This window comes from Clostridium peptidivorans, assembly GCF_900205925.1.
In the GTDB taxonomy this organism is placed as follows: Bacteria; Bacillota; Clostridia; order Clostridiales; family Clostridiaceae; genus Clostridium_AK; species Clostridium_AK peptidivorans.
This window is the reverse complement of the sequence record NZ_OAOD01000008.1, coordinates 103,699-126,452: the sequence shown is the minus strand read 5'-3', so window position 1 is coordinate 126,452 and position 22,754 is coordinate 103,699. Positions and strand designations below refer to the sequence as shown.

Annotated in this window: 18 protein-coding genes and 1 other annotated feature; of the genes, 12 read left to right on the top strand and 6 right to left on the bottom strand. The window is 30.6% G+C overall.

All coding sequences use genetic code 11. The features are described 5' to 3' along the window. Window positions 1-58: 58 nt before the first annotated feature. The 4 genes from CRN98_RS08775 to CRN98_RS08760 form a co-directional block, all read right to left on the bottom strand. Window positions 59-853, bottom strand: a complete 795-nt coding sequence (locus CRN98_RS08775; RefSeq protein WP_097027052.1) for an ABC transporter ATP-binding protein — start codon at window positions 851-853, stop codon at window positions 59-61. Continuing rightward, complete coding sequence (locus tag CRN98_RS08770; protein ID WP_097027051.1) at window positions 819-1,724, bottom strand: ABC transporter permease; 906 nt, start codon at window positions 1,722-1,724, stop codon at window positions 819-821. Before CRN98_RS08770 ends, CRN98_RS08775 begins: the two co-directional genes overlap by 35 nt. Window position 1,725: 1 nt before the next feature. Then, complete coding sequence (locus CRN98_RS08765; RefSeq protein WP_097027050.1) at window positions 1,726-2,727, bottom strand: ABC transporter substrate-binding protein; 1,002 nt, start codon at window positions 2,725-2,727, stop codon at window positions 1,726-1,728. A 578-nt stretch (window positions 2,728-3,305) separates the two neighbouring features. Further along, window positions 3,306-3,722, bottom strand: a complete 417-nt coding sequence (locus CRN98_RS08760) for a HutP family protein (RefSeq protein ID WP_097027049.1) — start codon at window positions 3,720-3,722, stop codon at window positions 3,306-3,308. Between the two features lie 402 nt (window positions 3,723-4,124). Between CRN98_RS08760 and CRN98_RS08755 the strand changes: the two genes are divergently transcribed. Beyond that, window positions 4,125-4,802, top strand: a complete 678-nt coding sequence (locus tag CRN98_RS08755; protein WP_097027048.1) for a YczE/YyaS/YitT family protein — start codon at window positions 4,125-4,127, stop codon at window positions 4,800-4,802. Window positions 4,803-5,002: 200 nt separating this feature from the next. On the opposite strand, the gene ytaF is transcribed toward CRN98_RS08755, so the two are convergent. Continuing rightward, on the bottom strand, window positions 5,003-5,632 hold the full coding sequence (gene ytaF, locus CRN98_RS08750; RefSeq protein WP_097027047.1) for a sporulation membrane protein YtaF: 630 nt from the start codon (window positions 5,630-5,632) through the stop codon (window positions 5,003-5,005). A 321-nt stretch (window positions 5,633-5,953) separates the two neighbouring features. Here ytaF and CRN98_RS08745 point away from each other — a divergent pair, with 321 nt between their 5' ends. The 3 genes from CRN98_RS08745 to CRN98_RS08735 all read left to right on the top strand — a co-directional run bounded on the left by CRN98_RS08745 (window position 5,954) and on the right by CRN98_RS08735 (window position 8,779). Beyond that, entirely contained in the window at window positions 5,954-6,646 is a 693-nt protein-coding gene (locus CRN98_RS08745) for a YczE/YyaS/YitT family protein (RefSeq protein WP_242960873.1), read from the top strand. A 217-nt stretch (window positions 6,647-6,863) separates the two neighbouring features. After that, window positions 6,864-7,727 carry a methionyl aminopeptidase gene (locus tag CRN98_RS08740; RefSeq protein WP_097027045.1) on the top strand — a complete coding sequence of 288 codons (864 nt, stop codon included), beginning with the start codon at window positions 6,864-6,866 and terminating at the stop codon, window positions 7,725-7,727. Window positions 7,728-7,849: 122 nt separating this feature from the next. Further along, window positions 7,850-8,099: a binding site (T-box leader), on the top strand. Between the two features lie 173 nt (window positions 8,100-8,272). Next, window positions 8,273-8,779 (top strand): tryptophan transporter, encoded by a 507-nt coding sequence (locus CRN98_RS08735; protein WP_097027044.1) that lies wholly within the window; start codon window positions 8,273-8,275, stop codon window positions 8,777-8,779. A 192-nt stretch (window positions 8,780-8,971) separates the two neighbouring features. Here CRN98_RS08735 and CRN98_RS08730 read toward each other — a convergent pair whose 3' ends face one another. After that, window positions 8,972-9,487, bottom strand: a complete 516-nt coding sequence (locus tag CRN98_RS08730) for a GNAT family N-acetyltransferase (RefSeq protein WP_097027043.1) — start codon at window positions 9,485-9,487, stop codon at window positions 8,972-8,974. A gap of 364 nt (window positions 9,488-9,851) precedes the next feature. On the opposite strand from CRN98_RS08730, the gene CRN98_RS08725 reads away from it, so the two are divergent. The 8 genes from CRN98_RS08725 (at window position 9,852) to CRN98_RS08690 (ending at window position 22,738) form a co-directional block, all read left to right on the top strand. Then, entirely contained in the window at window positions 9,852-10,334 is a 483-nt protein-coding gene (locus CRN98_RS08725; protein ID WP_097027042.1) for a MarR family winged helix-turn-helix transcriptional regulator, read from the top strand. A 90-nt stretch (window positions 10,335-10,424) separates the two neighbouring features. Then, complete coding sequence (locus CRN98_RS08720; RefSeq protein WP_097027041.1) at window positions 10,425-12,152, top strand: ABC transporter ATP-binding protein; 1,728 nt, start codon at window positions 10,425-10,427, stop codon at window positions 12,150-12,152. Next, window positions 12,149-14,254, top strand: coding sequence for an ABC transporter ATP-binding protein (locus CRN98_RS08715; protein ID WP_097027040.1), 2,106 nt, complete (start codon window positions 12,149-12,151; stop codon window positions 14,252-14,254). The genes CRN98_RS08720 and CRN98_RS08715 overlap by 4 nt, the downstream gene beginning before the upstream one ends. Before the next feature lie 227 nt (window positions 14,255-14,481). Continuing rightward, window positions 14,482-15,927, top strand: a complete 1,446-nt coding sequence (locus CRN98_RS08710) for an MFS transporter (protein ID WP_097027039.1) — start codon at window positions 14,482-14,484, stop codon at window positions 15,925-15,927. A gap of 241 nt (window positions 15,928-16,168) precedes the next feature. Continuing rightward, a complete protein-coding gene (locus tag CRN98_RS08705; RefSeq protein WP_097027038.1) occupies window positions 16,169-17,050 on the top strand; it encodes a tRNA 2-thiocytidine biosynthesis TtcA family protein in 882 nt (293 codons plus the stop codon). 142 nt (window positions 17,051-17,192) lie between these two features. Next, the gene (locus tag CRN98_RS08700) at window positions 17,193-18,116 is read left to right on the top strand and encodes a transposase (RefSeq protein ID WP_179632055.1); all 924 of its coding nucleotides are present in this window, start codon (window positions 17,193-17,195) and stop codon (window positions 18,114-18,116) included. 264 nt (window positions 18,117-18,380) lie between these two features. Continuing rightward, window positions 18,381-19,373, top strand: coding sequence for an NADH:flavin oxidoreductase (locus tag CRN98_RS08695; protein WP_097027036.1), 993 nt, complete (start codon window positions 18,381-18,383; stop codon window positions 19,371-19,373). 95 nt (window positions 19,374-19,468) lie between these two features. Continuing rightward, complete coding sequence (locus tag CRN98_RS08690; RefSeq protein WP_097027035.1) at window positions 19,469-22,738, top strand: DEAD/DEAH box helicase; 3,270 nt, start codon at window positions 19,469-19,471, stop codon at window positions 22,736-22,738. Window positions 22,739-22,754: the final 16 nt, after the last annotated feature.

Here is a 22,754-nt window from a genome sequence, read left to right as displayed (position 1 = left end):
TAATTAAAAAGGGGTTGGAAGAAGATTTTCTTCCAACCCTAGATCTTTTAGTCCATTCCTATGAAAAAAGTGTTCTATCGCTTAAGGCACCTTTGTCAGCAATATTTTTAAAGCAATCTAAAAGTGATTCAGTGGTGAGTTTTTTCTTTTCTTCACCACATATATCAAGTATTATTTTTCCTCTATGAAGCATTATAAGCCTATTTCCAAAACTTATTGCATCATTTAGGTCATGAGTTATCATTAAAGTGGTCATTTTATTTTCATTTACAATTTGAGAGGTAAGCTCAAGTACTTTAGAAGACATTGAAGGATCAAGGGCTGCAGTATGTTCATCTAAAAGCATCAAAGAAGGTTTTGAAAGACTAGCTATTACAAGGGATAGCGCTTGTCTTTGTCCTCCAGATAATGCTCCTACTTTAACGTCTAGCTTTTCCTCAAGGCCTAATGAGTACTCTTTCAATAATTCTTTAAATAAGTTTCTTTCTTTTTTAGTAGCTCCAAAGGATAATCCTAATTTTTTTCCTTTGCTATAAGCCATAGACAAGTTTTCTAAAACCGTCATTGAAGGAGACACACCACTTGATGGATTTTGGAAAACTCTTCCAATGAACTTAGTTCTTTTGTATTCAGGAAGTTTTGTTATATCATTTTCATTAAGGATAATTTCACCTTCATCGAGGTCGGTATTTCCTGAAATAATATTTAATAATGTAGATTTCCCTGCACCATTGCTTCCTATGATAGTTATAAAATCACCATCATTTATATCTAAAGATAAATGATCAAATAATACACTTTCATTTACAGTACCTTCGTTAAATATCTTGGATAGATTTCGTATTCGTAACAACTTGACTACCTCCTTTTTTAGCTAAGGATTTTAATGATTTCTTAGGATTGTTTTGATATAATGCTAAAATTACTATAACTATTAATGAACTTATAAGTTTTAAATCTGTAGGAGGAAGTCCTAATTTTAAAGCTAAGGCTATGATTGCTTTATAAACTATAGCACCTATGATTGCTAAAGTTGTGCCAGTAACAAAGTTAAAATGTTTTAGTAATGCTTCCCCAAGTATTATAGAGGCAAGACCGGTTACAATCATACCACTTCCCATACCAATATCTGCAAAACCTTGATGCTGTGCAAGTATGGAACCTGATAATGCTACTATACCATTGGAAAGCATAAGTCCTAATATTTTCATTGAATCAATATTTACTCCTAAGGAAGTAACTAATTGATGATTATCTCCCGTTGCTTTTAGTAAAAATCCCAATTTAGTTTTTAAAAATATATCTAATGTTAGTTTTACAATTAAGGCTATAGCTAAGATAATGAATACTTTTGGTACTGAATTATTAAATATTATCGATTGATTGAAAAGAGGAATATTTGGCTTTGACATAATTCTAAGATTTATGGAATAAAGTCCTATCATAACTAAAATCCCAGATAATAAATTTGTTATTTTTAATTTAACATGCAAAAGTCCCGTTGCAAGTCCTCCAAGCATACCCAAAAATAATGCAGCTAAGGTAGCTAAATATGGATTTACACCTTTTAAAAGTAGAGCAGAGGTTATAGCTGCTCCTAGTGGAAAAGTACCATCTACTGATAAATCAGGAAAGTCTAATATTTTATAGGTTATATAAACTCCCTGAGCCATAATTGCAAATATTAAGCCCTGTTCTAAAACGCTTATCCAAAAACTTGACATATTAATTACCTCCTATGATCACAGAATTATCCTTTAATTTGGAAGGAATAGATATTCCTAAGGCTTTTGAAGTCTTTTCATTTATAGCAACTTCTAAATCTTTTAGATGCTCAATAGGCATATCACTTGGTTTTTTACCATTTAAAACATCTACAGCCATAAGACCTGTTTCATATCCTAATTTATAGTAATCAATTCCTCTTGTAGCTAAAGCTCCATTTTCTACGTGAGCCTTTTCTCCACCAATTACGGCAATTTTCTTCTCAGTGGATTTTTGAACTATTAAGGACATTGATGAGGCTATAAGATTATCTGTTGGAGTATAAAGTACATCAACCTTTGAAAGTAGGGCATCCAATGCAGAAGCTATTTCATTTGAACTTGTGATTCCCATTGGAACTATTTCATAAGAAAAACTTGCTGCTGCCTTTTTAGCTTCTTCTAATTGTTTTTCAGAATTAGCTTCACTGGTGTTATATATAAAACCAACTCTTTTAGCTTGTGGTAATAATTCTTTTATGAGATCAAATTGATTCTTTATATCAGAAAAATCGCTGGTTCCAGTTACATTGGTTTCTGATTTTTCAAGGGACTTTGCAAGTCCAGCCTTTACTGGATCTGTAACTGCAGTTATTAAAATTGGAATGTCTTTTGTTGCATTAAATGCAGCTTGAGCGCTTGGTGTAGAAATTGCAAATATCAAATCTTTCTTTTGAGAAGCGAAATTTTGAGCTATGGTTTGAGTCGTTGCGGTATCACCTTGAGCACTTGAAAATTCAATGGCTAAATTTTCACCATCTTTAAAGCCTTTATCAGAAAGTGCCTTGACAAATCCATTTTTAGAAGCATCCAACGCGGGATGTTCTATTATTTGAGTGATTCCAATCTTTTTAACATTTGATTTGCTAGTGCTAGAAGGCTTAGAGGTTGTGCAACCTGTTCCTAGAAGTGTAATAGCACATAAAATTGAACATAATAATAAATTTTTTTTCTTTCCTACCATACTACCATCCTCCAAAAATTTATATATTTTAAGATAATGTTGATTTGAAATTATGAGATTTACATTTAGTAAAGCCTTCACTGTTATTTATTGCTGGCTGAATGCTTTCTACAATGTAAATTTTATAATATAAATCAGCATTAAAAATATTAGCATACTTATTAAAGAAGAAATTTTATTTGCAAAATTTCTTTAATAAATAAAAAAACTCTCACTAGGAGAGTTTTGTATAACAAAATAGAGCCTCAACAAAGGCCTGATTTTCTCTTATCTCCTACTTTACTACAATACTACGGTTTTTGAGAATTAATTTATTTAAAAAACTTATACTACAAAACTGCTAACCTACATTAAACTACAATACTACTGTTATAAAAATTTAAGCTGCCTCTACTAAATTATCATGCATGATTTGCAAAAAATTTTGTTTTTGTTACAAATCACCATACCTCAATTCCTTTGAGGATTTTCCTACCATAAACTACTAACAGCTTAATAAGATTTTATATTAAGTATTACATGTTGTCAAGAGTATGTATGAAGTTAATTTTCGTTTAAATATATACTTAAATTGAAGTTTATGTTTCAGATATGGAACGGTGTCCAAGTCCTATTACAACTTCATTTAAATGTAGTAATCCTATGCTCATAAATATACATACACTTAAGTGTTCGCCAGATCTTGCAATTCCTATTTTGCCACCTACATTAAGCCCATTTGCCTTTGATGAGACTTGTATTATAGCTTCTCTTGTGGCACCAGCTACAGCACCATCATGAGGATGACAATCCTTTATAAGACCATGTCTTTTTGATGCTACTAATGCTCTTTCAATTATTTTAGGTATAGAAGATATTAAATTTCCACCTACATCTACAGCTACAGTAAGTATTCCTTTATCTTTAAACTCTTTAATTAGTTTAGATTCATTTTCTCTTGAAGAAATTGCCATTTCAATAGATGCCTTGGCTACGTCATTACTATCCAAATTCATATTATCAACTCCAAACAACTATAGTTAATGTTTAATAGCTAATGGTAAGTATTTAATAAAATATCTTAAATAAACTAAGATATGATTAATTTCAATATTAACTATTAAATATATATAGATTATGGCACCACAAGAGAACTTTGTAAACAGTAATTTGCATATTTATTATATTATTCGATTAACCTGATAAACTTGATAATTATGCGTATATGTAGATAAATATGGACGGTTTTTGAAGAGTCTATACTAAAAAATAGTAAGCTAAAAATTGCCTTGAACATATATACTATATAGGTGAATTTACAAAGAGTTTTGTGTAATACTAATATAGAAAGCATCTTAAAAACGAGCTGTGCTGATTTATAAAAAAAATTAGCTATCATAAGAAAGATGGGATGCGATATGAAAAAGATAGTATTGCGTACTTTAAGATTATTTTTAGGATATTTAGTTTCTTCAATAGGTGTTGTGATAATTATTAATACTAATTTAGGGCTTTGTCCTTGGGATGTTTTAGATCATGGGATTGCTAAGGTAGGAAACGTTTCAAGAGGAAAGGCTCATATTGGAGTAGGAGCCATGCTTCTCGTAGCAAATGGAGTTTTAGGAGAAAGACTTGGCTGGGGAACTGTTGGAGGTATGGTATTTACAGGTATTTTTATGGATATTTTAATAGAAAATAACTTAGTACCTACATTTCAAAGTATTGTTTTACGATTTTTAATGCTATTTATAGGGTTATTTATAATTGGAATTGGCACCTATTTATATATCGGAGTAGGACTGGGAGCAGGTCCTAGGGATGGAATTATGGTGGCACTAACAAAAAAAACTCATAAGTCTGTGTGTGTAGTTAGAGGGATTATTGAAGTAACAGTGCTCGCTATAGGATATTTCTTAGGTGGATTTGTAGGTATAGGAACAATAATAACGGCTTTTGCTACAGGATGTTTTATACAGCTTGCTTTCAAAATGTTTAAATTTGATGTAAAAAAGGTTAAGCCTAGGTTCATAGATGACGATATTAGAGCATTAAAAAGAAAATTTGATGCAAGAAGAAGAAAAAAACGGGGATTCTGAGTGCAAAAATGTAGTAATTTTTGCACTCTTCTTTTTATTTTAAGATCAATGGCTTAAGAGATTTTATATTAAAAACATAATGATAAACAAAGTTAGAATTTTACTTATGTAATGAAAAAAGGGCTTTTCGGAATGCACATCTATGCATTTTCAGACAGCCCCTTCTATAAGAAATACTGTTTAAAAAAATCAGTATTTCTTTAGATAAACAATTCGTATATTCCAAGAGCTATAATAATGCATGCTGAAATTACTTCTGAGTATTTCGATAAATTATTATAAAGTATCTTTTCTCCAATATAATATCCTAATTGAATAAATACAAAACTAAAAATTAGCGAAAATATTGATGTTATATAAATGTTTAACCCTGTAATACTTGCGCCTATTCCAAAACCAATATTGTTTAAACATAGCAGAATCCCAAGTGTAATAGATTCTTTAAACTCAATAGTCTTGGAGTGATTAGCATCTATTATTTCTGGACTTCTAAGTGTGGCTTCATAACGACAAAAATCGGACATATTCTGATTAACTTCTTCTAAGCTACTATTATCATTAAAACCTTTTTTAAAAGAAAGTATTAATAGGTATAATCCCAATAGTATTAATATACTGCTGCCTATTATATTGGTATATATTAGCGGAATTAATTGTGTAAGCAGTTTGCCAAATAACATTGCTAAAAAGGTACCAATACCAGAAATAAGGGATACCACAAAAGTATTCAAAAAGTTTATCTTGATTTTTTTAGCGCCATAGCTTAGTCCAACAATAAGATTATCACTGCTTGAAGATATGGCAAAAATAATAATTGATAAAATATGCATTAAATTCCTTCATACTAAAATGATACAAGATTATAATATGGAATGATTTATTAAATGTTTACTAAGTTTTATATATTTCATATTGAAAAAGTAATGAAGGGTTAGCATACTTTTTAACTATCAAATGATTATATATGTACTATTTTTACAATTATCATATATGAGATAATGCATAATGTATAAAATAAATTGTATAATTATAACAGTATGTACGATATAATTATATTATAAAATTAAAAATTAAAATGGAAAGTTTAAGTGTTAATGAAAAGACATAATCATAGTTTGTAGATGAAAATTTATACTTGGGGGTATTGTGGTGTGAAAAAGATTGTATTGCAAATTTTTAGACTCTTTTGGGGACTTTTTCTATTTGCCTTAGGTGTGGTTATGACATTAAATGCGAATATAGGAGTTGGATGCTGGGATGTTTTAAATCAGGGAATTGTAAGAAAGATACCTATAACTCTCGGACAAGCGAATATTGCAGTGGGGGCAGTTTTGATTATGGTAAATTGGAAGCTAGGAGAAAGAATAGGATGGTCTTCTGTTGCTAATATGATATTTATTGGTGTTTTTATGGATCTTCTTTTAATGAACGATCTTGTGCCTATGGTTTATGGAGGAATACCAAGTGTTTTAATGATACTTTTAGGATTATTTATAATTGGTATAGGAAGCTATCTTTATATTGGAGCGGGATTAGGCACAGGACCAAGAGATGGGCTTATGGTTGTATTAACTAAAAGGACTAATAAATCTGTTAGATTTATTAGAAATTCAATTGAGATATGTGTATCAATTATAGGGTATATTATGGGAGGGTTTCTAGGAGTAGGAACTGTAATCATATCTTTAAGTATAGGATACTTTGTACAATTTGCATTTAAATTATTTAAATTTGATCTAAAATCCGTTAAACATAGATTTATAGATGAAGATATAAAATTTTTAAAGAATAAATTTTTTAGAGATAAGGAAACCAAAAATAAGGAAATTGAGGAAAGCAATTAGGGACGGTTAACAACTAAGGGTGACAGGTGATGGGGACGGTTAACAACAATTTGAGGTTTAGGTATGGTTATTGAAGTTATCAACAGCTGTCATTTTAATATTCAAAGCTAAATGATATTTTGTTGTTAACCGTCCCCTAAAGTTAAAGTGTTGACTTTGACAAGCAATGTATTTCATAATAGTTATAAGATTAAATATTTGATTGGAGATGTGCTAAATGAAAAGACCAAATAGAAATGATTTATGTTGGTGTGGTAGCGGTAAAAAGTATAAAAAGTGTCATTTCGAAGAAGACAATAAGTTATATGCTTATGAAGAGCAAGGATTTATAATCCCGCCACTTGATATAATAAAAACTCCAGAGCAAATTGAAGGTATAAGGAAAAGTGGTAAGATTACTAATGAAATATTAGATATTGTAGGACAGAGAATCAAAGAAGGAGTAACTACTAATGAGATAGATAACTGGGTTAGTGAGTATACTATTAAAAGTGGAGGAACTGCTGCACCATTAAATTACTTTGGTTTCACTAAAAGTGTATGTACTTCTATAAATAATGTTATATGTCATGGTATACCAGAGGATAGAGCTTTAAAAAATGGCGATATCATTAATGTAGATGTAAGTACTATATTGGACGGATACTATTCTGATGCAAGTAGAATGTTTATAGTAGGAGAAGCTAGTGAAAATGCTGTGAAGCTTGTGGAAGCAGCAAAGGAAGCTTTGTATATAGGAATCAATGAAGTAAAACCATATGGTGATCTTAATGATGTAGGAAGAGCTATAGAAAGTTACTGTGATAAGCTAGGTTACTCTGTAGTAAGAGATTTAGGCGGTCATGGAGTAGGGCTAAAATTTCATGAAGAGCCTCATGTGGATCATTTTGGGAAACCTAGTAAAGGAGTACTTTTATTACCAGGTATGGTGTTTACTATAGAGCCTATGATAAATGAAGGTGGCTATGAATGTGTTACACTTGAAGACGGATGGACAGTAATTACTAAGGATGGTTCACTATCAGCTCAATGGGAACATACTGTAGTTGTTACAAAAGATGGAGTAGAAATATTGGTATAGCTTATTTTGATTACTTTAAATTCGCAGCTGCTAATTATTCTAAAATTATGTAAAATAATATTGACAATATTGCTACAAGGTGGTAAGATGATGAAAAGTTAAATGTGAATAATTTTATTTTAATAAATTCCTTGAAGTGGAAGAGTAGCTATATTGTCTAGTTTCAGAGAGTTGAGGATGGTGGGATCTCAATACGATGTCATGTAGTGAATGGACCATTTAGAAGTAAGCCGAAAGTTTAAGTTAAACCTTAAACTAGTAGTACTTAACGGAGGCCACCCGTTATAGTGGATAGGACATGTTGGTGTCTGATTCAGAGATATGCTTTTGCATAATTTAGGTGGTACCGCGAATAATACCTTCGCCCTAATTTTTTTAGGGTGAGGGTTTTTTTATTTTCTAAAACATTAAATGAGATTGAAAATTTCTATAGATCATGCAAGGAGGTGAGAGCTATGGTTTGAAATGAATATATTTCTGACTGGTATGAGTTAATTTGTAAAAAAACTATAAGATTTTATGAAATATTTAGGGGGTTATTTATTATGAATTTAAAAAAAATTATCATCAATTCACTTCTTTTAGCCATAGGTTTGATTTTACATCAAATTGCTCCACCACTTTTATTTGGAATGAAGCCTGATATTTTACTTACTATGATGTTTATTACTATACTCATTAGTAAAGATTATAAACTTGCTTTAATTATTAGTATTGCATCAGGAATACTCACTGCTGCAACTACTACTTTTCCTGGGGGACAAATTCCAAATGTTATAGATAAATTAATTACTGGACAAATTGTATATTTGATGTTTAAAATTACAGATAAAAAGTTAAATAATCAATTTCAAATGGGATTAGTTTCAGTTATAGGAACAGTAATTAGTGGGACTATTTTTCTAGGAAGTGCGTTTTATATTTTTGGATTACCAGCTCCATTTTCAATTTTAATGTATACAGTAGTGCTTCCATCAACTATAGTTAACACTTTAGTTGGAGTAGTACTTTATAACGCCATTCAATTAGCACTAAAAAGAACGGCTTATTAAAACTAAGGGACGGTTAACAATAAATTTTGATTTTAGAGGGACGGTTATTGTAATTAGCAATAACCGTCCCTTTTTACATTTTTAACAAAGCATCATAGAAAGAGAAGCTAAAGAAGTTTCTATATAAGTAGAAATTATTATGGTTATTAATTAATAGCCAACACTAAGTAAATCTTATTCTAAGAAAAAAACTTATACTTGGAGAGTCATAACATGGACTTTATGAGTTTTATTAGTAAAGTCTATACTAACTTCTTTTATTTTGGTATAACCTACATTAGACCAAAAATTTATGCCATTAATATTTTCTTCTAATACGCCTATTCTAAGGGAGGTTGCCCCTGAGTCAATTGTCCATTTAACTAATGCATTATGAACTATCCTTCCTAATCCGTTACATCTTTCATTAGGATCAATAAGCAACAATCCAAGCATCCATTGTCCAAGAGTAGGAAAGTTCTTAACAATATCTATGATTCCAATTAATTGATCATTATGGTTAAATAGTCCTAAAACAAATTTATCTTCATAATTTTTACCCGGTGGTAACTCAGTAAATATTTCTTCTGCATCTTCTTTAGAAGGAGGTGCCGCATTTTGAAGTAGATAATAATCTAAGCATCTCTCACACAAGGATTTCATAATTTTAATATCATCTATACTAATTGATCTTATATTATAATGATTTTCTAACTTGATATTTATCATTTTCTCATTCTCCTATTTGAATTATACTATATTTTTTTCCTGTATTTGCATAGTAATATTTTACTACACATTTAAAGAATACTATATAAAAGTTAAAAATTTTAAATTTAAGTATGGTACTATTTAAATTTGTTGTTAACCGTCCCCATTTCTATAACTTGGGAATTAACAACTTATAGTATAGTAATTAAATTGTTAGGTGGCTAATGATTTTATATATATGTATTTTTTGTCAAATGCAATAATACAGTTGACTGATGAATAAACCAATGCTAAAATAATTACTTAGTCGGCTAAACAAAAATTTAAATATATATAAGTGTTTGAAGATGATAAGTATTTGATGACATAGGAGGGATTATAAATGGAGCATTTTAAGAAGGATTCATTATATTATGTGTTTTCACAGGTGATGAAGCTTCACTTTCATCGTGCACATAATTTACTTAATAAGGTTGACATATACCCTGGGCAGCCGCCTATGCTTTTTGCACTACATATAAAAGATGGTCAAAGCCAAAAGGAACTTGCTGAAAGGCTTAATATCAAACCTGCTACAATTACAGTTATGCTTAAAAGAATGGAAAGTGCTGGACTTTTGGAGCGCAGAGCAGATGTAAATGACCAAAGAATATCTAGGGTATACCTTACAGATAAAGGTAGAGAAGCTTATGACAAGGTATATGAAATAATGAGAACTATAGATTTAGAGTGCTTTGGAAATTTTACAATAGAAGAGCAAGTACTACTTAAAAGGCTTCTTATGCAGGTGAAAAGCAATTTAGAAGATAAAGTGGGGACGGTTAACAACTGTTGTATGGGAAAGGAAGATAATGGGCACGGTTAGCAACTAAATTTAAGAGATGAGTAGTTGCCGTACAGGAATACATTTATAATTATTGATTGCTGTTTATTAATTTAAAGGAGATGAAAATTTATGATTAAGTTGTTTAGGTTTTTAAAGCCATACAAAAAATATGTAGCTATGGTTTTAATTCTTTTATTTTTTCAATCTATGGCTGAACTCTATTTACCTACATTAATGGCAGATATCGTTGATACGGGTATAGTTAAAGGAGATACAGATTACATTTTAAGAATTGGAGGGTTTATGCTTCTTGTGGCCCTTGGAAGTGCCATATGTGTAATTTTATCAAGCTTTTTATCATCGAAAGTTGCCACAGCGTTTGGTAGAGATATTAGAAGAGAGATTTTTGTTAAAGCAGAGAAGTTTTCACTTCATGAGTTTGATAAAATAGGAACCTCATCTATGATTACAAGAACTACAAATGATGTCACCCAAATTCAACAGGTTACAGTTATGATAATGCGTATGATGGTTAGTGCTCCAATAATGGCTATTGGCGGACTTATAATGGCGTTATCAAAGGATAAAAAGTTATCTTTAGTACTCGCAGTTGCAATTCCACTACTTGTTTTAGTTATATTTTTAGTAGCAAGAAAAGCAGTACCTCTATTTAAAGTAATGCAAAAAAAGGTTGATAAGATAAATCTTGTGCTACGTGAAAACTTAATAGGAATTAGGGTAATTCGTGCCTTTAATCGTATTGAGGATGAAAAGAAGCGTTTTGAAGAAGCAAGTTATGATTTTACTAAAACTGCCATTAAAGTAAATAAGATGATGGCTGTAGTAATGCCTGTTATGATGGTAATAATGAACTTTACTAGTATTGCAATTATTTGGTTTGGTGGTCTTCGTATTGATAGTGGAGACATACAAGTTGGAGATATGATGGCATTTTTACAATATGCTATGCAAATTATGTTTTCCTTCATTATGGTTGCAATAATGTTTGTTATGATACCTCGTGCTGAAGCTTCAGCGGTTAGAGTTAATGAAGTGCTTGGTATTGAGCCAGAAATCATTGATATTAAAAATCCTAAAAATACTGATGGAAGAAAGGGATATATAGAATTTAAGGATGTTACATTTAGCTATCCAGGAGCAGAAGAACCAGCTATAAAGAATATTTCATTTAGTGCAAACCCAGGGGAGATAACTGCCATAATTGGAGGGACTGGGTCTGGTAAATCAACTCTTATAAATCTTATTCCACGTTTTTATGATATCCAAGGTGGAAATATTTTAGTTGATGACGTGGATATTCGTGAAATGACTCAAGAAAATCTTAGAGAAAAGATAGGATTTGTACCTCAAAAGGCAGTACTTTTTACTGGAACTATTAGTGAAAATATTAAATATGGTAAAGAAGATGCAACTGAGGCAGAAGTTAAACATGCAGCAGAAGTTGCTCAGGCTTCTGAATTTATAGCTAATATGAAGGAAGGCTATGATGCTGTAATTGCCCAAGGTGGTAATAATGTGTCTGGTGGACAAAAGCAGAGATTATCCATTGCACGTGCTCTTATAAGAAGACCAGAAGTATATATATTTGATGATAGTTTTTCAGCTCTTGATTTTAAAACTGATGCAAAACTTAGAGGTGCCCTAAAGGATGAAACTAAGTATTCAACTGTAATTATAGTTGCTCAAAGAGTAAGTACTGTAATGGATGCAGATAGAATTATAGTTTTAGATGAAGGCAGAATTTCAGGAATTGGAACTCATAGAGAGCTTTTAAAATCTTGTGAAGTTTATAAAGAAATTGTATCTTCACAGCTTAGTGAGGAGGAATTAGCATGAGTGAAAATAAAGGACAAAAACTAGGAAGACCAGGAAGAGGACCTGGGCATGGTGGTGGTCCAATGGCAATGCCTGTAGAAAAAGCTAAGGACTTTAAAGGAACGCTAAAAAGACTTATAAAATATTTAATGCCTAGAAAGTTTAATCTTATAGTAGTATTTATAACAGCAATTATAAGTACAATTTTTAGTATTGCAGGTCCTAAAATTATGGGTAATGCCACAACTAAGATATTTGAAGGGTTGATGGCTAAAGGCAAATATGCCATGGATTTATTTAAGCCTGAAAATATAGCAAATACTTTAAATATGCCAGATCTACCAGAGTCTATTAGAAAAATGATAACTAACATGATGGCAAATCCAAAAGCTGTAACAGATGGGGCAACACCTAAAGTAGATGTTACAAATATTGATCCAGAACTTTGGACCTTTATTAGTAAACATGGTCCTAAAATAGATTTTAATTATATTGGAAAGATAGTTTTAATACTTATAGGACTTTATTTAATCAGTGCTTTATTTAATTATATTCAGCAATATATCATGGCAGGAGTAGCTCAAAATACTGTTTTTGATATGCGTCGAGATGTAAATGAAAAACTTAATAAATTGCCACTTAAATACTTTGACTCACGTACCCATGGAGAAATATTAAGTAGAGTAACAAATGATTTAGATACAGTTGCATCCACACTTCAACAAAGTTTAACACAATTTATCACATCGGTTGTAACTATTATTGGTATAATCATTATGATGCTTAGTATAAGTCCAATGCTTACTTTAGTTACTATTGTAACATTGCCACTTTCTATAATAGTTACAATACTAATAGCTAAGAAGTCTCAAAATTACTTTAAAGAACAGCAAAAGGCTTTAGGAGAGCTTAATGGACATGTAGAAGAAATGTATACTGGACATAAAATAGTAAAGGTATTTGGACATGAAGAAAAGGCTATAAATGAATTCAATGAAATAAATGAAAAACTTTATAATGTAGGATGGAAGGCCCAATTTATTTCAGGGATAATAATGCCTATGATGAATTTTATAAACAACATTGGCTATGTTTTAGTATCAGTAGTTGGAGGTATATTTGTAACTAATGGAAAAATTACAGTAGGAAACATTCAGGCATTTATTCAGTATTCAAGACAATTTGGGCAGCCAATAGTTCAAACTGCAAATATTGCAAATATTTTACAATCTACTATAGCAGCAGCAGAACGTGTTTTTGAAATATTAGATGAAGCTGAGGAAATTCATGATGAAGAGAATGCTAAGGTAATCGACCTTAAAAACAATGAAATAAAAGAGAAAAACTTAAATAGCGGAGAACTTGAAGTAGTAGGAAAATTAAAGGGTGAAGTTAAGTTTGAAGGCGTTAAGTTTGGATATAAAGAAACTGTAACATTAATGGAAAATATGAATATAGATGTGAAGTCAGGACAGACCATAGCTATTGTAGGACCGACAGGAGCAGGCAAAACTACTCTGGTAAACTTACTTATGAGATTTTACGAAATCCAAGGTGGAAAAATTTTAATTGATGGAATAGACATCAGAGATTTAAAGCGTGGAGATTTAAGAAGTATGTTTGGTATGGTTCTTCAAGATACCTGGTTATTTACTGGTTCTATAAAGGATAATATAGCTTACAGTCGTAAAGGTGCAACCTTTGAAGAAGTTGTTAGAGCTGCAAAAGCTGCTCATGCAGATTATTTTATCAGAACTTTACCTGAGGGTTATGATACGATACTAAACGAAGAAGCTTCTAATATTTCACAAGGACAGAAGCAGCTTTTGACCATTGCACGTGCAATACTTGCAGATCCTTCAATATTAATACTTGATGAAGCAACATCAAGTGTTGATACAAGAACAGAAGTGCAAATACAAAAGGCTATGAATAACTTAATGCAGGGAAGAACAAGCTTTGTTATTGCTCATAGATTATCAACCATTCGTGATGCGGACTTAATACTTGTTATGAACAATGGAACTATAATTGAACAAGGAAATCATCATGAACTTTTGGAAAAAGGCGGATTCTATGCTGATCTTTACAACAGCCAGTTCTCAGCTGCCAGCGGGGAATAGGGACGGTTAACAACAATATAGACTAAAAAATATGATTAACAAAAAAATTATGTGTAGCTGATATAGTTTCACATGGTAAACTAATTTGCTAAAATTAAATTAATAGGATTTAATATATAGTAGTTAATATTTTGTGAGGAATTTTTGTAAATAAATTTTCTAATCAAAGTATTAACTATTATGCATTTGATACTAACTAAAAATAATAGTGGAGGATTTAATAAACTATGGAAAATACAAAAGACAATATTTGCAAAAATAGATGGCTAATACTTCTTATTGTTGTTATGCAGCCATTTATGGCATGCTTGGACGGTAGCATTGTAAATGTTGCTTTACCTGTTATGGCAAGAAGGCTATCTGTAACTATGTCATCCATCGAGTGGGTTGTAACAAGTTATCTTATAGTTATCTCAGCAACTATTTTAGTATTTGGGAGGCTTGGAGATATAAAAGGAAAAACCACTGTATTTAAATGGGGGCTTGTACTTTTTGCTATAGGATCACTGCTTTGCGGGATTTCAAGTACATTGTCTATGCTTGTGGCTTCGAGAGTAGTGCAAGCTATTGGGGCATCAGCAACCATGGCAACAAATCAAGGAATTATAACTCATGTATTCCCAGCAGAAGAAAGAGGGCGAGCTTTAGGAATATCAGGGACATTTGTGGCACTTGGAACACTCGTAGGCCCCCCACTTGGAGGGCTTATAGTATCTGTTGCAAGCTGGCAGTACATATTTTTAATTAATGTGCCTATAGGAATTTTAATATTTATATTTGGTATGAAATTTTTACCTAAGTCCAATGATGGAGTAAATGAAAAGTTAGATGTTAAAGGTGCACTTTTATTTTTAGTAGCAATTGTTTCGTTGTTTATGTGTGTTACAAAGGGTCAGGAAATTGGATATAATAATTTCGTAATAATTTTAGGGTTTGTTTTAGCAATAAGTTCATTTGTGGCATTCATATTACTTGAAAAAAGAACAAAGTCACCATTATTGCAATTAGATATTTTTAAAAATAAATTATTTTCAATAAGTGTATTTTGCGCATTTATTTCATTTGCAGCAATTAGTTGTTTAAATATTATTCAACCATTTTATCTTCAAGAAGTTATAAAATTATCACCTTCATCTACAGGATTATTTATGATGGTTTATCCTCTAATTTTAACTGTAGTTGCCCCAATTAGTGGATACTTATCTGACAAGATTGGGTCAGAATTTCTTACATTCGTAGGGATTTCATTTACAGCAGTAGGATTAGTATTTATGTCGACTTTAAATGAATATTCAACTATAGGAGTTATGATGATTTTTGTATCTATATTATCTCTAGGGAATGGATTATTCCAATCTCCAAACACTTCTTTAGTAATGTCCACTGTACCAAAACACAAACTTGGTATTGCAGGTAGCGTCAACGCTTTAGTAAGAAATGTAGGAATGGTATTTGGAGTTTCATTTTCAACAACTCTACTCTATAATAGAATGAGTTATAAAATTGGATACAAGGTTTCAAGTTTTATTCAAGGAAGAGAAGATGTATTTATTTATGGAATGAGAATTGTGTACATTTGCGCGGCAATAATATGTGCAATTGGCGCTTTAACTACAGCTCTTAGATTATTTCAAAGAAGGAAGCATAAAAAAGAACTGTCTCAGGTTGCTTAAATGGGTAAATGGGGACGGTTAACAACAGTTTGCTAAAAAACTTAAAAGAAAATAATAGTGACGGTTAACAACAATTTATAATTAGAAATCTAACAGTATAAAATTTTGGGAGACCTTTGGATACAAGATTTCTTATGTTTAATTTCCGCACCGCGATAAATAACGTTGAAATTATAATTATTTTGCACTAAAATAGAAAAGAATAAGATTTATAATTATACATCCAACATGAGGTGATAAAATGAGTGATAATATTAGTAATAATATAGCAGGAGAAGGCTGTGAGTTATTAATTCCAATAAACGAAAGAAAGCCATTAAAAGATATAGAAAGAAGTATTATTAAAACCTATAGAAAAGGAATATGGTCAAAGTTTATTAAAGCAATTAGCGATTATAAATTAATAGATGAAGGGGATAAAGTTGCAGTAGCCATTTCTGGAGGTAAGGATAGTTTGCTTATGGCAAAGCTATTTCAGGAATTTCAAATACACTCAAAAACTAAATTTGAGTTAGAATTTATTGCAATGGATCCAGGTTTTCATGAAAGCAATAAAAAGTTACTGCTTGAAAACTGTGAGTATTTAAATATACCAGTTAAGATGTTTGAGTCGGGTATCTTTGAAGTTGTGGATAGAATTGCTCAGGACTATCCATGTTATATGTGTGCAAGAATGCGTAGAGGTTCGTTATATGGTAAGGCACAAGAACTGGGCTGCAATAAATTAGCATTAGGACATCATTTTAACGATGTTATTGAAACGACCTTGTTGAATGTCTTATACTCTGGAAATTTTCAAACTATGAGACCTAAATTAAAAGCTAAAAATTTTGAAGGCGTAGAATTAATTAGACCACTTTTTTATGTTCATGAAGATGATATTAGACGATATACAGTAAATGCCGGGATTTCTCCTATGAACTGTGGTTGTATGGTTGCAGCTGAAAAAATTTCTGGTAAGCGTACTGAAATGAAAAATTTAATTAAAGATCTAAAGAAAAACTTTAAAGATGTTGAGAAATCTATATTTCAATCAGCACAAAATGTTGGAATGGACTCCATTTTAGGCTGGGTAAAGGATGGGCAAAAGTATTCATACTTAGATTTTTATGATGAAGAATAGGATAAAAGGGACGGTTAACAACGAAAAGCAGAAGGCTAGTAAAAATCTATTAATTAATAAATACTAGAGAGATATAATTGTTTAAAATACCTCATTTTGGATAGAATTTCAGATAAATTCATTCAAAAGTGAGGTGTTTTTTATGCCAAGAACAGCTAGAAAAAAATTAGAAGGTGCAATTTATCACATTATGGCAAGAAGTATAAGTGAAGTTCAACTATTTAAAACAGATGAAGATAAGAAAAAGTATATGAAGATTATAAAACTATATCAGAAGGTCTATAATTTCAAAGTATATGCTTACTGTCTAATGGATAATCATTTACATTTGATAATAGATTCCAATGGAGCAGATATATCAAAGATAATGCAGTGTATTAATTTTAAATATGCTGGATATTATAATGTAATACATAAAAGGCATGGACATCTTTTTCAAGATAGATTTAAAAGTAAAATAATACAAGACAATAGGTATCTTGTGGCATTATCAATTTATATTCATAATAATCCATTAGACATTAAGGCGTATGAAAATAATCCAGAGAAGTACTATTTTTCAAGTTTGGCAGTATATATTGGATTGAGAAAAGATCCTTTTAATATTTTAGACGAAAAATTTATATTGAGTATCTTTGGGAAAGATAAGAAAAAGTCTAATAAAAGATATATGAATTTCATATTAAGAACTAAGATAATTTCATTAGATGATATAAGCAAGGAAGAAATAGAATTTGAGGATGAAAAAACTGAATACAGAAGTGAAAGAAAAGTATTAAAAAGAAATTTTAGAGCTGAAGATATAATTCAATACATTTTAAGCAAATTTAAAATGGAAAGAACATTATTATATTTAAAATATCAAAAAGAAGTTGAGCCAGCTAGAGCTATTCTTGTATTACTCTTAAGAAATTTATGTAATGCAACATGTAAAGATGTATGCAATATATTAGGAAATATAACAAGTGCAGGGGTCTCTAAATTAAGCAGCTTAGGAGTAGAGCTTATAAATAATGATAAAAGATATAAAAATGTTATAGGTGACTTTATTGATTATCAATCTTAGAATCATATAAGTCAATTATTTTCGTTATATAATAGATGAATTAAAAAATGCATGAAGATTTTTAAAAAAATCTTATGTGAAAAAGGTGTACAAGTACTTTAATAAATTATAGTTTAAGGCAGTTGAAGATATATAAATTAATATGTTAATAAAAATGTTATAAGACAATCATATATCAAATAGTTGTTAACCGTCCCTAATATTAGTTTAAAATAGTGATATAATAATGAAGATAAACATAATGGTTACAGGGAGGATTGGAGTATGTCATATTTATTTAAACCTTTAGAATTAGAGAAATTAAGGTTAACTAATAGATTAGTTATGCCACCAATGGCTACTGCAAAATCTGAGGAGAATGGAAAGGTAAGTCAGGCAATTTTAGATTATTATAAAGAAAAATCGGAAGGCGGGCATATATCACTTATAATTATTGAGCATAGTTTTATAATGCCTGAAGGAAAGGCAAGTAATAATCAAATGTCTATTGCAGATGATAGCTTAATTAAGGAATTGAAAAGCTTAGCAGAAGTAATTCAAAGTAATGGTTCTAAAGCTATAATGCAGATTAATCATGCAGGTAGTGGGACTACTAAAGAGGTTATAAAAACAACACCTGTAGCACCATCAGCTGTAACTAATCCCCGTAGAGGAAGTATACCTCGTGAACTTAGTCGTAATGAGATTCAAGATGTTATAAATGCATTTAGGAATGCTGCTTTGAGAGTTAAAAAGTCTGGATTTGATGGAGTAGAAATACATTCAGCTCATGGATATCTTTTAAATCAATTTTTTTCTCCATTAACAAATAAAAGAACAGATGAATATGGGGGAGATATCTATAATAGAATTAAAATTCATCTTGAAGTAATAAGGGCTATACGAGAAGCGGTAGGAGAAGATTTTCCTATTTTATTAAGACTTGGGGCTTCAGATTTTATAGAAGGTGGAACTACTATTGAAGATAGTAAAATTGCTGTAAAAGAATTTGAAAAAGCAGGAGTGGATATTTTGGATATATCCGGTGGATTCTGTGGATATAATGTTCCACACCTTACAGGACAAGGATATTTCGCACCATTAACTGAAGCAATTAAAAAAGTTATAAATATTCCTGTAATCCTTACCGGTGGAATTATAGAAGCAGAAGTAGCCGAAAGACTATTAGTTGAAGAGAAAGCAGATCTTATTGGAGTGGGAAGAGCAATATTTAATAATTCCAATTGGGCTAAAAACGCACATGAGAGTCTTGGCTAGATGATGGGGACGGTTAACAACTATTTTTAATAGTTGTTAACCGTCCCCAAGACCCAAGACCGAAGTGGATACTACTACAGGAGTTAGGAGAAAATATGCTAGATAAAAATAGGTTGTTAAGGATATTTAATGAAGAAACCGCTGGGAAAAATTATGATAAAGGGCAACGAGTGCTAGAAAATGATTTAGTTTCTTCTTTAGATATTACTAGTGAAGATAATTTAATTTGTATAGATGGAAATGTGATTTCAGAAAATCTTTTTAATGAATATAATACAAAAATTGAGATGGATGCAACAAAGAAAAGTATATTTTCTACTTCTTGCAGCTGTCCAGATTATGAAAAAAATGAGTTTAAAAAGAAAAATTATTGTTGCAAGCATTTAGTTGCAACTTTTTATAAAGCTATAGATGAATTAGCAGAGCATCCTCTTCTAAATGAAGAAATGATAAATGAGGAAATGCAAGAGGAACAGGGAATATTTAAAAGCAGAGATAATGTAGTATCTATGCTTTTAGGAGATGAAAAGCATAAAGACGAAATAAAAATAGAGGTTTATATAAATAGAAATGAGTGGAAACACACTATTTCAGCAGAATTTAAAATAGGGCTTAACTCTATAAGTTCTAATAATCTGTACATATTAAAAGATATTGATCATTTTTTAGTATCTTATTATAATAGGATTCCTATAAAATACAGTAAAAATTTTACTTTTGACATCGGAAATCAAAAATTAAGCATCAAAGATAAAAGGCTTATTGATTTTATTATGATGTTAAAGGAGATAGAAGGAAGTCAAAAGTATGTTAATAGAACTGACAAAAAGGCTGTAGATGGGAAGTATGTTAATATTCCTAAATATTTAGTTAGAGAATTTTTTGAAGTTATAAGAAAGCACAGAGTTTATTTAAATGAAGGATTTTTTTATAGAACTGTAGAAACAGAAATTCTACAGGATTCTCCAGCTATAAATTTTGATTTGAAAACTGTAAAGGATAATTATGTTCTTAAATCATCAGAGGGAATGCCGATGGTTTTAAGCTCTAAAAATGATGCCTTTTTATATGGTACAACTATATATATTCCAGATTATGAGTTTTGCTATAAAATAAGTCCTTATGTAAAAGTATTTAAGGAAGCAAAAGTTGTAACTATTCCGAGAGCAGAAGAGGAGACTATATTAAGAAAATTAATTCCTAATCTTAATTTTTTAACACCTAATGTTACTTTGTCTAAAAATATAAAGGATAAAATAGTAATGGATGAGTGCAAGTTTAATTTTTACTTTGATCAGGAAGGTAAAAATATTACGCTCACTTTAAAGGTTAAATATGGAGCATTTGAATTTAATATATTTGAGGATTACAATGGGAAAATTATATATAGAGATTCTAAAAAAGAACATGATGCTATTTCACTGCTTAGAGGACTAGGATTTGAAGGAATTGACGGTAAGTTTTATCTTTTAATGGGAGATGATTATATATTTAGGTTTTTCAAAAGTGAAATAGGCAAGCTCCAAGAAATAGGAGATGTATATTACTCTGAAAACTTTAAGGGCATAAAATCTATTGGCAAAAAAGGAATTAGTGGAGATATTAAATCTGGTAAATACAATTATTTTGAAATGGATTTTAAAATAGGAGACATCTCACCTCAGGAGACGTCTAAAATATTAAGGGCATTTAGAGATAATTTGAAATATTATAAACTGGATAATGGAGAATACCTTGACTTAGAAGAACTGGAACTTAATAAGTTTTTAAAGCTTTTAGATGTGGTTTCTAATGATGATATAGATGAAAATTATATTAAAATATCTAAAAGTAAAGGAGCCTTCATTGATAATTATCTAGAGGAAAATGATATTAGGTATATAAAGGGTAAAAAAGAATTAAAAGAAATAAGAGATAAATTTAAGAATATAGAGAAATTAAAGTTTGAAGTTCCAAAGGATTTAAATGGAAATCTAAGAGAATATCAAAAGCTTGGATATAATTGGCTTAAAACTCTAGATTATTTAGGATTTGGAGGGATTTTGGGAGATGAAATGGGACTTGGTAAAACCCTTCAAACCATTGCTTTTATACTATCTAATAAAGAGAAGAAATCATTAATTGTAGCACCTACATCATTAATATATAATTGGATAAATGAATTTAAAAAATTTGCTCCATCTATTAAGGCTGTTGCTGTTAATGGGTCAAGAGAAGAAAGAGAAGAAATAATTAAAAACATAAAAAGTTATGATGTAGTAATAACAACCTATAATTTATTAAAGAGAGATTCAGATATTTATAAGTCCATAGAATTTGATTATTGTATATTAGATGAAGCTCAATATATAAAAAATTCAAGTTCTCAAAATGCTATATCAGTAAAAGATATAAAGGCAAAAACGAGATTTGCATTATCAGGTACACCAATTGAAAACTCTCTTATGGAATTATGGTCTATATTTGATTTTATAATGCCTGGATATTTATATGATGAAAAACGATTTAGCGTAAGATATCATAAAAAGCTTAAAGAAAGCCCAGAGGTTCTAGAAGAATTAAATAGACTTATAAAGCCCTTTATTCTTAGAAGAAGAAAAAAGGATGTTATAAAAGAACTGCCAGATAAAATAGAAAAAAGGCTACTTGTAAGCTTGGATGATGAGCAAAAAAAGGTGTATAAAGCTTATGCAAATTACGCAGTGGAACTTATTGAAAAAAAGGTGCGTAATGATGAGTTTAAAAAGAGCAAGATAGAAATACTTTCTTACATAACAAAGCTAAGACAGTTGTGCTTAGATCCAAAGGTACTCATAGAGGACTATACAGGAGGCAGCGGAAAGATGGAGGCGCTTGTGGAACTTCTTTTTCAAAGTATAGAAGAAGGCCACAGAATACTTATTTTCTCACAATTTACATCTGTACTTAAGAACATTGGAAAAAGACTTGAGGTAGAATCAATAGCCTTTAGTTATCTAGATGGCTCAATTCCTTCAGAGAAGAGAATGAATATGGTAAAGGCTTTTAATGAAGGGGAAAACTCAGTGTTTTTAATAAGCTTAAAGGCTGGGGGTACAGGGATAAATTTGACTTCGGCAGATGTAGTAGTTCACTTTGATCCTTGGTGGAATCCAGCAGTTGAAGAACAGGCCACAGATAGAGCTCATAGAATTGGTCAAGAGAACGTGGTAGAAGTAATAAAGATCATAGCCAAGGGAACTATTGAGGAAAAAATTATAGCGCTTCAAGAAGAAAAGAAAAAGCTTATTTCACAATTAATGGGAGATGAACTTTCAGGCGGTGAAGGCTTTGCATCTTTAAGTGACGAAGAAATATTAGGATTATTTGAAAATGGGGACGGTTAACAACTATTATATATAT

What these genes read in the sequence shown, in the direction of transcription:
- CRN98_RS08770 (WP_097027051.1), bottom strand. Translation starts at nt 1,724, where the DNA reads ATGTCAAGTTTTTGGATAAGCGTTTTAGAACAGGGCTTAATATTTGCA.
- CRN98_RS08765 (WP_097027050.1), bottom strand. Translation starts at nt 2,727, where the DNA reads ATGGTAGGAAAGAAAAAAAATTTATTATTATGTTCAATTTTATGTGCT.
- CRN98_RS08760 (WP_097027049.1), bottom strand. Translation starts at nt 3,722, where the DNA reads ATGAATTTGGATAGTAATGACGTAGCCAAGGCATCTATTGAAATGGCA.
- CRN98_RS08755 (WP_097027048.1), top strand. Translation starts at nt 4,125, where the DNA reads ATGAAAAAGATAGTATTGCGTACTTTAAGATTATTTTTAGGATATTTA.
- ytaF (WP_097027047.1), bottom strand. Translation starts at nt 5,632, where the DNA reads ATGCATATTTTATCAATTATTATTTTTGCCATATCTTCAAGCAGTGAT.
- CRN98_RS08740 (WP_097027045.1), top strand. Translation starts at nt 6,864, where the DNA reads ATGAAAAGACCAAATAGAAATGATTTATGTTGGTGTGGTAGCGGTAAA.
- CRN98_RS08735 (WP_097027044.1), top strand. Translation starts at nt 8,273, where the DNA reads ATGAATTTAAAAAAAATTATCATCAATTCACTTCTTTTAGCCATAGGT.
- CRN98_RS08730 (WP_097027043.1), bottom strand. Translation starts at nt 9,487, where the DNA reads ATGATAAATATCAAGTTAGAAAATCATTATAATATAAGATCAATTAGT.
- CRN98_RS08725 (WP_097027042.1), top strand. Translation starts at nt 9,852, where the DNA reads ATGGAGCATTTTAAGAAGGATTCATTATATTATGTGTTTTCACAGGTG.
- CRN98_RS08720 (WP_097027041.1), top strand. Translation starts at nt 10,425, where the DNA reads ATGATTAAGTTGTTTAGGTTTTTAAAGCCATACAAAAAATATGTAGCT.
- CRN98_RS08715 (WP_097027040.1), top strand. Translation starts at nt 12,149, where the DNA reads ATGAGTGAAAATAAAGGACAAAAACTAGGAAGACCAGGAAGAGGACCT.
- CRN98_RS08710 (WP_097027039.1), top strand. Translation starts at nt 14,482, where the DNA reads ATGGAAAATACAAAAGACAATATTTGCAAAAATAGATGGCTAATACTT.
- CRN98_RS08705 (WP_097027038.1), top strand. Translation starts at nt 16,169, where the DNA reads ATGAGTGATAATATTAGTAATAATATAGCAGGAGAAGGCTGTGAGTTA.
- CRN98_RS08700 (WP_179632055.1), top strand. Translation starts at nt 17,193, where the DNA reads ATGCCAAGAACAGCTAGAAAAAAATTAGAAGGTGCAATTTATCACATT.
- CRN98_RS08695 (WP_097027036.1), top strand. Translation starts at nt 18,381, where the DNA reads ATGTCATATTTATTTAAACCTTTAGAATTAGAGAAATTAAGGTTAACT.
- CRN98_RS08690 (WP_097027035.1), top strand. Translation starts at nt 19,469, where the DNA reads ATGCTAGATAAAAATAGGTTGTTAAGGATATTTAATGAAGAAACCGCT.